Annotated in this window: 9 protein-coding genes; 2 read left to right on the top strand and 7 right to left on the bottom strand. The window is 61.3% G+C overall.

All coding sequences use genetic code 11. The annotated features are described in order from the left end of the window. Window positions 1–5: 5 nt before the first annotated feature. The 6 genes from FHT85_RS20475 to FHT85_RS20450 form a co-directional block, all read right to left on the bottom strand. Window positions 6–1,595: an ABC transporter substrate-binding protein gene (locus FHT85_RS20475; protein WP_112398552.1), complete on the bottom strand. Its 1,590-nt coding sequence runs from the start codon at window positions 1,593–1,595 to the stop codon at window positions 6–8. 127 nt (window positions 1,596–1,722) lie between these two features. Then, window positions 1,723–2,505, bottom strand: a complete 783-nt coding sequence (locus tag FHT85_RS20470) for a carnitinyl-CoA dehydratase (RefSeq protein ID WP_112411337.1) — start codon at window positions 2,503–2,505, stop codon at window positions 1,723–1,725. Window positions 2,506–2,511: 6 nt separating this feature from the next. Then, the gene (locus FHT85_RS20465) at window positions 2,512–4,569 is read right to left on the bottom strand and encodes an acetate--CoA ligase family protein (RefSeq protein WP_112411338.1); all 2,058 of its coding nucleotides are present in this window, start codon (window positions 4,567–4,569) and stop codon (window positions 2,512–2,514) included. Window positions 4,570–4,573: 4 nt separating this feature from the next. After that, window positions 4,574–5,734 carry an acyl-CoA dehydrogenase family protein gene (locus FHT85_RS20460; RefSeq protein ID WP_112411339.1) on the bottom strand — a complete coding sequence of 387 codons (1,161 nt, stop codon included), beginning with the start codon at window positions 5,732–5,734 and terminating at the stop codon, window positions 4,574–4,576. Window positions 5,735–5,746: 12 nt separating this feature from the next. Then, a complete protein-coding gene (locus tag FHT85_RS20455; protein ID WP_112411340.1) occupies window positions 5,747–7,237 on the bottom strand; it encodes a carnitine 3-dehydrogenase in 1,491 nt (496 codons plus the stop codon). A gap of 7 nt (window positions 7,238–7,244) precedes the next feature. Next, entirely contained in the window at window positions 7,245–8,147 is a 903-nt protein-coding gene (locus tag FHT85_RS20450) for a 3-keto-5-aminohexanoate cleavage protein (protein ID WP_112411341.1), read from the bottom strand. Window positions 8,148–8,254: 107 nt separating this feature from the next. Here FHT85_RS20450 and FHT85_RS20445 point away from each other — a divergent pair, with 107 nt between their 5' ends. Then, the gene (locus FHT85_RS20445) at window positions 8,255–9,247 is read left to right on the top strand and encodes a GlxA family transcriptional regulator (RefSeq protein WP_112411342.1); all 993 of its coding nucleotides are present in this window, start codon (window positions 8,255–8,257) and stop codon (window positions 9,245–9,247) included. Here the strand turns inward: FHT85_RS20445 and FHT85_RS20440 are convergent. Next, window positions 9,222–10,097: a LysR substrate-binding domain-containing protein gene (locus tag FHT85_RS20440; RefSeq protein ID WP_183774271.1), complete on the bottom strand. Its 876-nt coding sequence runs from the start codon at window positions 10,095–10,097 to the stop codon at window positions 9,222–9,224. The two genes, FHT85_RS20445 and FHT85_RS20440, sit on opposite strands and share 26 nt — an antisense overlap. A gap of 109 nt (window positions 10,098–10,206) precedes the next feature. Here FHT85_RS20440 and FHT85_RS20435 point away from each other — a divergent pair, with 109 nt between their 5' ends. Further along, the gene (locus FHT85_RS20435; protein ID WP_112411344.1) at window positions 10,207–11,124 is read left to right on the top strand and encodes a DMT family transporter; all 918 of its coding nucleotides are present in this window, start codon (window positions 10,207–10,209) and stop codon (window positions 11,122–11,124) included. The last annotated feature ends 41 nt before the right edge of the window (window positions 11,125–11,165 follow it).

Here is an 11,165-nt window from a genome sequence, read left to right as displayed (position 1 = left end):
GGGCATCAAGCGTCCAGCCAGACGCGGGTCGCGACGTAGCCGTTCGACATGTCGTTGCCGATATCGTGGACGTAGCCCTTCACCTGCTTGGTGGAGGCATTCACGAAATCGTTGAACATCGGCAGGATGACGCCCCCCTCGTCGCGCACCATCATCGCCATGGCGCGGTAGAGCTCCTTGCGCTTGGCCTCGTCCAGTTCGGAGCGAGCCTGAAGCAGGAGCTTGTCGAAGTCGGGGCGCTTGAAGCGCGTATCGTTCCAATCCGCTGTCGAGAGATAGGCGGTGGAGTACATCTGGTCCTGCGTCGGCCGTCCGCCCCAATAGGAGGTGGAGAAGGGCTGAACGTTCCAGACATTCGTCCAGTAGCCATCGCCCGGCTCGCGCTTGACCTCAATGTTGATGCCGGCCTTCTTGCAGCTTTCCTGATAGAGGACGGCTGCATCGACGGCGCCGGGGAAGGCGACTTCGGAGGTGCGCAGCAAGACCGAGCCGCTGTGGCCGGACTTCTTGTAATGGAAGGCGGCCTTGTCGGGATCGTATTTGCGCTGCTCGATGCCTTCAGGGAAGAGCGCATAGGTGCTGTTGATCGGGAAGTCGTTACCGACCTTGCCGTAGCCGCCGAGGATCTTCTTGACCATGGTCTCGCGGTCCATGGCGTATTTCAGCGCCAGACGCAGGTCGTTGTTGTCGAAAGGCGCCTTGTCACAATGCATGATGAAGACGTAGTGACCGCGGCCGGCGGTGGCCAGGATCTCGACATTCGGCGCGCGTTTCAGAAGATCCACAGTCTTCGGGTCGACGCGGTTGATGTAATGGACCTGGCCGGATGAGAGCGCCGCGATGCGGGCTGTGGCATCGTTCATGCAGATGATTTCGATGCTGTCGACGAAACCGCGGTCGGTACGCCAGTCGTCCTTGTTACGCTCGAACGTGGCGCGCACGCCGGGCTCGAAGCTGACCTGTTTGTAGGGACCGGTGCCGATCGAGGCGAGGGGATCGTCATAGCCGCCATTCGGCTGGATAACGAGGTGGTAATCGGTCAAAAGCAACGGCAAGTCGGCGTTGCCCTCGGTCAGCGTCAGGACGAGATTGTCGCCGTCGGCCTTGATCTCCTTGATCGACTTCACGACGCCGAGCGCGCCCGATTCCGATTTCGCATCGGTATGGCGCTTGAGCGTGGCGACCACGTCGTCGATCGTCAGTTCCTTGCCGTTGTGAAACTTGACGCCCTTGCGGATCTTGAAGGTCCAGGTGGCCGCATCTTTCGACGGCTCCCAGGATTCTGCGAGCGACGGAACGGCGGCACCCGTCAGCGGATGGGATTCCACCAGCATGTCACCCCAGCAGCGGCCGATGCAGAACATGACCTGCGACAGGAATTTTGCCGGGTCTTTTGAATCGGTTGCAGCGCCGCCTTCAAGGCCAAGTTTCAGATGACCGCCGCGCTTCGGTTCGGCCGCCATTGCACTTTCGGTAAAGAGTTTGTCGGCGAGCGTCAAAGTCACGCCCGCTGCCATTGCGCGTCCCATGAATTCGCGGCGGCTGAGACCGCCCGCGGTGACGCGGCTTGCAAGATATTTCGTATAGTCGTTCATTCCCCTGTTCCTTCTTCTTGCCGTGTTGACAAAGCTATCGAGCAAGCCACCTCAGGTCACGGTTCCTCTTCCGCCTGAAGCCTGTCGCCCGCGAGCATGCGGGAAATTCAGCGGTTGCCGCCGCCTCCTACCTTCCTCTCCAGATGGGGGCTCGCTTCTCGGCAAAAGCCCGTGCGCCTTCCAATTGATCTTCGCTTGAATAGAGGAGATCGACGGTTGCAAACTGCCGTTTGGTGATCTTGTTCATGGCAGTCTGAAACGTCGAACCCTCCGCTTCACGAACGATTTCCTTGATCGCTGCGTAGACCAGGGGCGGTCCGCTTGCCAGCAGGCGAGCGAGTTCCCAGGCCCTGTCCATCAGCTTGTCGGCCGTGACAATCTCGTTGACGAAGCCCCAGCGATGCGCCTCTTCGACATTGAGCCACCGGCCGGTCAGGAGCATGTCCATAGCGATATGGTAGGGGATCCGTTTCGGAAGTTTAATCGACGCCGCATCGGCGACGGTGCCCGAGCGGATCTCGGGCAACGCGAAGGTGGCGTGTGCTGCCGCGATTATGAGATCGGTGGACAGCGCGATCTCCAGCCCGCCGCCGCAACAGATGCCGTTGACGGCGCAGATGATCGGCTTGTTGAGATCGCGCAGTTCCTGCATGCCACCGAAACCGCCAACCCCATAGTCACCGTCTACGGCGTCGCCATCAGCCGCAGCCTTCAAATCCCAACCGGCGGAAAAGAATTTCTCGCCGGCACCGGTTACGATGGCGACGCGCAGATCCCGGTTGTCGCGAAAGTCGCGAAAGATCAGCCCCATCTCGCGGCTGGTCGCCAGGTCGATGGCATTCGCCTTGGGCCGGTCGATGATGACCTCGAGGATGCCGTCTTCGGAGCGGGTTCGAATGGGGTCTTGCAACTTCCGCTACCTCCTTCGCCGGATGAGAGCATCCGCAGCAACAACGCCCCGGGATTCTGCTAGGACCATCAATGGATTAATGTCTAGTTCTTCAAGATGTGCGGCGTTCGTTACGACATATTCTGCCGCTGATAGGACGGCGTCGGCTACAATCTCCAGGTTGCTTGCCGCGCCACCGCGATAGCCTTCGATCAATTTGTGAACCTTCAGCCGCGAAATCCGCTCAAGAACCTCGGCTTTCGTTACGGGGAGCGGCAAAACGACGGAATCCTCAAGCAATTCCACGAGGATTCCGCCCGCGCCGACTGTCAGGGTCAAGCCGACGACCGGATCGCGTACTGCGCCGATGATGAGCTCGGCGACAGGGCGCTCGACCATCTTTTCGACGAGGAAGCCACGTGCCACGGAAGCCATGCCTTCCGCCGCGTCCGTGACGGCATTCCTATCCCATAGGTTGAGCTCGACGGCGCCGACATCGGACTTGTGCTCGACACCTAGCGCCTTGAGTGCGACGGGAAAGCCGAGCTGCTCCGCGCACTCGGCCGCCTCGCTTGCTGTGGCAGCAGTCTTGCCACGGGGTATCGCAACGCCAAAGGCTGCAAGTTCGGCCTTGGCCTCGGCCTCGCTCAAGGTCTCGATTTCGCCTGCCTCCGTCCGCGTGCTGAGAAGCGGCAATGGTTGCGGTTTCTTCCAGGCACTGGCGATGCCGCTGGCAATATCTGCCGCCGCAAGCGCTTCGCTGATGCCGCAGAGCGGCACGATGCCGGCTTGGATCAATTGCTCAGCGATCGCTTCCGGCATGTTTTCCGGCAGCGTCGCCAGAATGCCGGCGCGCGCGCCCGTCTGCGTCGCAGCCGCGGCAACCGCCGCAACAGTAATCATCCAGTCGGCGCCATCGCAACGATCCTCGCGCGGGAAGTCGAGAACGAGGAGATTGAGGGCATAGCCGCCCGCGAACATGGCGCTGAAAGCCTCCGTCTGCCGGGCCAGATCGCCCCAGACGAAGGTGTGATAGTCGAGCGGATTGGAGAGCGTCACCATCGGGCCGAGAGTTGCGCGCAAGGCGGGCAGCTGTTCGCCTTTCAGCGCGCGGAATTCGACATTGCGGCCGACGGCGGCATCGGCCATCAGCGATGCCTCGCCGCCTGAACAGCTCATCGAGGAGATCGCATCGCTTTCGAGAGGGCCGGCAACATGCAGGAGTTTCAGCGTTTCGATGAGTTCCGGTAAAGTCGCGACGCGGCCGATGCCGAGGCGATCGAGAACGGCATCAGCAACTGCGTCGCTGCCGGCAAGCGAGGCCGTATGCGAGACGGCGGCGCGCTGCGCCTGTTCGGATTTTCCGACCTTCAGCGCGACGACGGGCTTCTTCAGTTCACGGGCGCGCATGGCGAGTGCTTCCAGCGCCCTTATATCGCCGAAGCCTTCGATATGCAGGCCGACCGCTGTGACGCGCGGGTCTTCAAGGACGGCGCGGGCGAGATCCGAGAGGCCGGTCTGCGCCTGGTTGCCCGCCGTCATCAGGTAGCTGATCGGCAGGCCGCGCCTCTGCATGCTGAGATTGATGGCGATATTGGAAGATTGTGTGAGGATGGCAACGCCGCGCTCGGTTCTGACGATGCCATGCTGGTCCGGCCAAAGCAGGGCGCCGTCGAGCCCGTTGATCATGCCATAGCAGTTCGGGCCGACGATCGGCATGCTACCTGCCGCTTCGACTAGCGCGCGCTGCAAGTCCGCGCCATCAGCCAGTTCCGCCACGGCCTCGCTGAAGCCCGAGGCATAACAAACGGCGCCGCCGGCGCCTCTGGCTGCGAGATCACGAACAATCTCGACGGTGAGCGTCCGGTTGACGCCGACGAAAGCGGCGTCCGGCGCGTCAGGCAGGCCGGCAACCGACCGGTAGCAGCGGCGGCCGAGGACGCTTTCCTGTGTCGGATGTACGGGCCAGATCTCGCCGGCGAACCCCATGCGGTCGCATTGCTCGATGACGCGCCGTGCCTCTCTGCCGCCGAAGACGGCGATCGTTCTGGGGCGAATGAGGCGGTCGAGCGAGCGTTGCGTCATGGGCTCATGCTCCGAACGGCCGAAGCAGGTCGCGGCTGATGATGTGGCGCTGTATTTCAGACGTGCCGTCCCAGATACGCTCGACACGGGCGTCACGCCAGAAGCGAGCGAGCGGCAAGTCGTCCATCAATCCCATGCCGCCGAAGATCTGGATCGCCTCGTCGGTGACGCGGGCAAGCATTTCCGAGGCGTAGAGTTTCGCGGACGCAATTTCGCGATTGGCCGGAATGCCGGCATCGAGCTTCCACGCGGCTGACAGCGTCAGCAGGTCGGCGGCATCGATCTCGGTAATCATGTCGGCAAGCTTGAACGATACGCCCTGATTGGCGCCGATCGGCTTGCCGAATTGTTTGCGCTCGGCCGCATAGGGCAGGGCGAGATCGAAGACACGGTGTGCCCGGCCGATACAGGTGGCGGCGACCGTCAGGCGCGTCCCGTAGAGCCACTGATTGGCGAGATCGAAGCCGCGATGCACCTCTCCGAGCACCTGCGATTTCGGCAGGCGGCAATCGGTGAAGTTCAATATGGAATTGTGGTAGCCGCGGTGGGAAACGGAATCGTAGCCTTTAAGGATATCGAAGCCCGGCGTGCCGCGATCGACCAGGAAGGCGGTGATCTTCTTCTTGACGCCCTTGTGCGTGTCCTCCTCGCCGGTCGCCGCAAAGACGATGACGAAATCGGCGACATCGGCGTGCGAGATGAAGTGCTTCGTGCCGTTGAGCACGAAGTCGCCACCATCCTGCCGTGCTGCGCATTTCATACCGCGCATGTCGGAGCCGGCATCCGGCTCGGTAATGGCGAGCGCATCGATTTTCTCGCCGCGCACCGCCGGCAGGAGATAGCGCTCTCTCTGCTCGCCCTCGCAGGCCATCAGAATACCGGAAGGGCGTCCGAAGAAGACGGTGAGCCCCATTGAGCCGCGGCCAAGCTCACGTTCGACGAGCGTAAAGGTGACGTGGTCGAGTCCGGCGCCACCGATTTCCTCAGGAAAATTGCAGGCATAGAAGCCGAGCTCGATACATTTGCGTCGGATCTCGTCTCCGATTTCAGGCGGCACGATGCCGGTGCGCTCGACCTCGTTTTCGTGCGGATAGATCTCCGTCTCGACGAAGTCTCTGACCGTCTTGACGATCATTTCCTGTTCTTCGCTGAGCCCGAAATTCACGATCGCTTCCTCCTAACGTTTTTGTCCCACATGACGGCCGGCTCCCTCCGGCATGGTCAAGGCTGCGTGCGCGGCAGAAATCGGCCTGAGCTTCGCCAACACCTCCTCCGGTGCGGCCGTGGCTCTGCCTGCTTTCGCGTCGACATGCAGCAGCATTTGTTCTGCGGTGGCGATCACGTCGCCGTTCGCGCTATCGTGCAGCGCATGGAAGACATGCAACCGCTTTTCGTCGGATGCGAGGATCTGCGCCGTCGAATGGATGGTCTGTCCGAGCTTGGCCTCGCCGAGATGGCGGATATGGGTTTCTACCGTGTAGTAGCTATGACCGCGCTCAACATAATCGAGATCGACGCCGATCAGCCGCAGCAGTGCATCCGAGGTGTCGCCGAAGACCTGCAGGTAGCGATGCTCGGTCATATGGCCGTTATAGTCGACCCAGGCCGGGCTGACCTCGGTGTCGATCAGGCGCAGCGGCTTTGTGACGTCGAGCGTCTCTTTCTTGTCCCCGCCCGCGGCCCAAAGCTGCTGCTCGAAATCCTTCAGCAGCTTGCCGGCGCCCCAGCCCTTGCCGCCATGGCTTCCCTTCAGGCTTTGAAGGATGCCGACGAGGTTCTCGTCGCGGATACGCTCGAGTTCGCGGATCGACAGACCATCTGCCTGTTCGTCCGACTGCTGGCCGATCTTTTCGACAAGGGCATCGTCGAGGTCGACGACATCCATCAGCTTCGTCCAGTTCCACTGCAGGGCAGGGCCGAACTGCGCGAGGAAGTGACGCATGCCCGCTTCGCCGCCAGCGATACGATAGGTCTGGAACAGGCCCATCTGCGCCCAGCGCAGGCCGAAGGAATAGCGGATGACATCATCAAGCGTCTCGACGGTGCAGATATCGTCCTTGATCAGCCACAGCGCCTCGCGCCACAGCGCTTCCAGCAGGCGGTCGCCGACGAAAGCCTCGATTTCCTTGGCGATATGCACGCCCTTCATGCCGATGGGCGGCAAGCGCTCCATCGCCGCCTGGATGGTCGCGGCGCTGGTCTTTTCGCCGCCGACGATCTCGACGAGGGGCAGGAGATAGACGGGATTATAGGGATGGGCGACAAACAGGCGCTCGGGATGGAGCATGTCGCGTTGCAGGTCGGTCGGTAACAGGCCGGAGGTGGATGAGCCGATCAAGGTATCGGGCCTTGCGGCTGCATCGATCTGCGTCAGCACGTTGCGCTTGAGATCCAGCCGCTCGGGCACGCTTTCCTGGATCCAGTCGGCGCCAGCGACGGCGGCTTGCAGCGTGTCCCTGAATGTGAGCTTGCCGCGCGGCGGAAGCGGAGCGCCGGTCAGCATCGCATAGGCTTTTTCCGCATTAGCCAGAACTTCGCCGACGATGCGTTTCGCCTCCGGATGCGGGTCGTAGACATCGACATCGATGCCGGCGAGCAGAAACCGGGCGATCCATCCGCCACCGATGACGCCGCCGCCAATGCAGGCCGCCTTGTTGATCTTCGTCATCGGGGCCTCAGCGCTTCGTCAGTTTCAATTTCTTGCGGACATCTTCGGGGCCGATAATGCGGGCGCCCATGCCTTCGACCACTTGCACCGCCTTTTCGACGAGCTGGGCATTGGTCGCCAACATGCCCTTTCCGGCATAGAGATTGTCTTCCAGCCCGACGCGGACATTGCCGCCGGCAAGGATCGCCGCTGCCGGATAGGCCATGGCGTTGCGACCGATGGAAAAGGCCGAGAAGGTCCAGCTTTTGGGAACGTTATTGACCATCGCCATAAAGGTGTTGAGGTCATCGGGTGCCCCCCAGGGGATACCCATGCAGAGCTGGATGAGAACCGGGTCCTCGATCAAGCCCTCCTCGGCAAGCTGCTTGGCAAACCAGAGGTGACCGGTATCGAAGGCCTCGATCTCCGGCCGGACGCCGAGATCGGTCATCTTCTTCGCCATGGCTCGCAGCATCGAGGGCGTGTTGGTCATGACGTAGTCGCCAAGATTGAAATTCATCGTGCCGCAGTCAAGCGTGCAGATTTCCGGCAGGCATTCGGCAACGTGGCTGACGCGCTCGGTGGCGCCTGCCATGTCGGTACCCCTATCATTCAGCGGCAGGGGGCTCTCGACATCGCCGAAAATCAAGTCGCCGCCCATGCCGGCGGTCAGGTTCAGCACGACATCGATGTCTGCCGAACGGATGCGGTCCGTGACTTCCCTGTAGAGCTCGTTGCGGCGGCTGGCAGCGCCCGTTTCCGGATCGCGGACATGGCAGTGAACCACTGCCGCCCCAGCCTTGGCGGCATCGATCGCGGAGTCGGCGATCTGCTTGGGAGTGATCGGAACATGGCTGGATTTGGAAACCGTATCGCCGGCGCCGGTCACGGCACAGGTGATGAAAACATCACGATTCATCGCAAGAGGCATTTTTTGTTCTCCCTCGTATTGAGGACATTACGAGCCATGCGACGCCCATATGCTTTGCATTATCAGAAGCATTCGATACAGTTTCGGAACGACCGGAGGATTGCTAAATGCTCACATCGGCCAATGAGACGCTCGACATCGACCTCCTGATCCTTCCGGAGACGAACCTGATCCTGATCGCGTCGGTGATCGAACCCTTGCGCGGCGCAAACCGCATTTCCGGAGCCGAGCTTTATCGCTGGCGGCTTTTCACGCCGGACGGCTCTCCCGCTGAGACGACGAGCCTTATCCCGGTGCCTGCCTGCGCCGGCTTTCGCCCTGCATCGGATGCGACACCGCTTTTCGTGCTCGCCAGCTACAATTGGCGGCGCAGCGCCACGCAAGCACTGAAAATGCAATTGTCGCAAACCGCCCGTCACCGCTCGATGGTTGCCGGCATCGAGTCCGGTACCTGGCTGCTTGCCGAGGCGAGCCTGCTCGACAATGTCTCTGCTGCCGTCCACTGGGAGGATTACGACGATTTCGCGCTCGCCTATCCGCAGGTGCGCGCCGTCAAGGACCGCTACGTCATCGACGGCAAGCGGATCACCACGGCCGGCTCCCTGCCGACGGTCGATCTGATGCTGGAGATCATCCGGCGACGGCAAGGCTATTCGCTGGCACTCGAGGTCAGCCGCCTTTTCATCTACGAGCCAGCGAGCATGCCGAGCGCAGCAGAACTTTCACCATCGACGGCCGGTCTGCGTATGCGCGATCCGCGAGTTGCCCAAGCCATCCGTCTGATGGAGGACCATATCGAGCAGCCGCTGGTTCTCGCGCGTCTAGCGCGCCGTGTCGGCGTCAGTGCACGCCATCTGCAGGCCCTTTTCCAGGAGAGCATCGGCGCGCCGCCGCATGTGCATTATCTGGCGTTGAGGCTCAACGCGGCGCGGCGAAAGGTCATCGAGACGAAGGCTTCGTTCACCGAGATCGCGGCCGCGACCGGCTTCAATTCGGCATCAGCCTTTTCGCGCAGCTATCGTGCCAGCTTTTCCGAAAGCCCGTCCGGCACACGACGTCGGCTACGGCGCCGCACTACGCCTGCAGGAGAGCCGACATAGGCCGGAAAGCCTCGCGCACCATTTCTGCCAGTTCCCGGATCGCTTCGCTCGAATGATAGGGGTTGCGGCGAAGCACCACGCGGGACGAATCGACCGGCGGGAAACCGTCGTCGCTCGTCAATTCGCGGCAGCCATGCGGAATGTTGCTGCGCGACAGCGTCGTCACGGCGAGGCCAGCGGAGACAGCATTCTTCAAGCCGGAACTCGTGTCGGCGATGAAGGCGATACGATAACTCCGCCCGATTTGCTCCAATGACTTCAGCGCGAAATCGCGACACCATGTCGAATCCCGATAAACAGCGATGGGTAGAGGTGCAACCTCATGCACACGATGCACCAACGATGTCACCCAGACCGTTGGATCGATACAGAGAACTTCGCCTTTGCTCTGGTTGTTCCAATCGAAGACTACGGCGAGGTCCAGTTCGTCTTTCTCGAGAGCGGCCAGATTATGCGCCGTGTAATCGCAGGAGACAGTGACTTCGACGGCCGGATGCCTGATAGCGAAGGCGGCCAGTGCCGCGGGCAGAACAGTCTGGCTGTATTCCTCCGGAATTCCAATCCGGACCGGCCCGTCGAGCGGTTTGGTGCGAATATTCGCTGCTGCCTCGTTCAGAAGCTCGATCACGCGCTGTGCATAGGGAAGCAATTGAGTGCCGGCTCGGGTGAGAACGGCCCCGCGGGCGCTTCTTTCGAAGAGCGTTTCGCCGATCGTATCTTCGAGCCGCTTGATCTGGGCGCTGACGGCCGATTGCGTGCGGCCGATCCTTTGAGCGGCCGTGGAAAAATTGGACGTCTCGGTGATGACGAGGAACGTCCGCAGAAGGTCGCTATCAATGGGGTCGCGCATTGGGGTCACAAATATTTCTGATAGCTACTATCTCTACTATTCGTTTGCCTGATGTCAAATATCGGCGCACACAGAGGCGTTCCTTCTGCTTCGTTCCTCGAGTCCATACATGACATTCCAGCTTCCAACCCGCTCCGCTCTTGCCAGCGATTATGAGAGGGGCGTCGTACTCGTGGCAACGGCAATGCTGGCGTGGAGCTGCAGCGGCATCTACGCCCGCCTGCTAACCGCGGACATATGGACGGCGATCGCCTGGCGGTCGCTGTTCGGCGGCCTGTTTCTGCTGATTCCCAGCTTTTTCCTCGAAGGCGGGTTTTCCAGGCGGCAATGGGCATCGATCTTTCATCCTGCCGGGCTGGCGATGCTGGTCTGCCAGACGATCAGCCAGGCCTGCTTCATTGGCGCGCTCTATATGACGACGGTCGCCAATGTGACCATGATCTACGCGACCGCGCCGTTCATCGCCGCGTTTCTCAGCTGGACCATGCTGAAGGAGCGGGTCGCGAAGCGGACCTTGATCGCTGGCGGCATCTGCCTCATCGGCGTGGCGGTCATCGTTGCCTCATCGATCGGCGGCGGTACGGGCATCGGCGATCTGCTGGCGCTCGGCATGACGGTCACTTTCGCTCTCATCATCGTCATCCCGCGCATGGACCCCAGCATTCCGATCCTGCCATCGAGCGTTGTTAGCGGGCTTTTGACATTCGTTGTCTTTGTGCCCTTCGCCTCGACGAGCTCGGTGGATGTTCAAAATTGGCTTCTGCTGGCGGCCTTCGGCGCAACCAATTTCGCGCTCGCCTTCGTCCTCTTCCTGTTCGGATCAAGGAAGATGCCCGCCGCCGACGCCGCTCTCATCAGTTCGATGGAAATCGTGCTGACGCCCTTCTGGGTCTGGCTCTTCTTCTCGGAGATGCCACCGGTTGCCACTTTCATCGGCGGAGCGATCATCTTCGCGACGATCGTTTGGCATACTGCGATAGACCTGCGGCATAGCCGCCGCCGTCGAGCGCCTATGAATGCGCTATAGCCATAACCTCTCGTCTCAGCAAAGATAGCGGCTTGGGCCTA

Source organism: Rhizobium sp. BK312, assembly GCF_014193605.1.
In the GTDB taxonomy this organism is placed as follows: Bacteria; Pseudomonadota; Alphaproteobacteria; order Rhizobiales; family Rhizobiaceae; genus Rhizobium.
The sequence above is the reverse complement of the archived record's forward strand: the minus strand, read 5'-3'. Positions and strand labels throughout refer to the sequence as shown.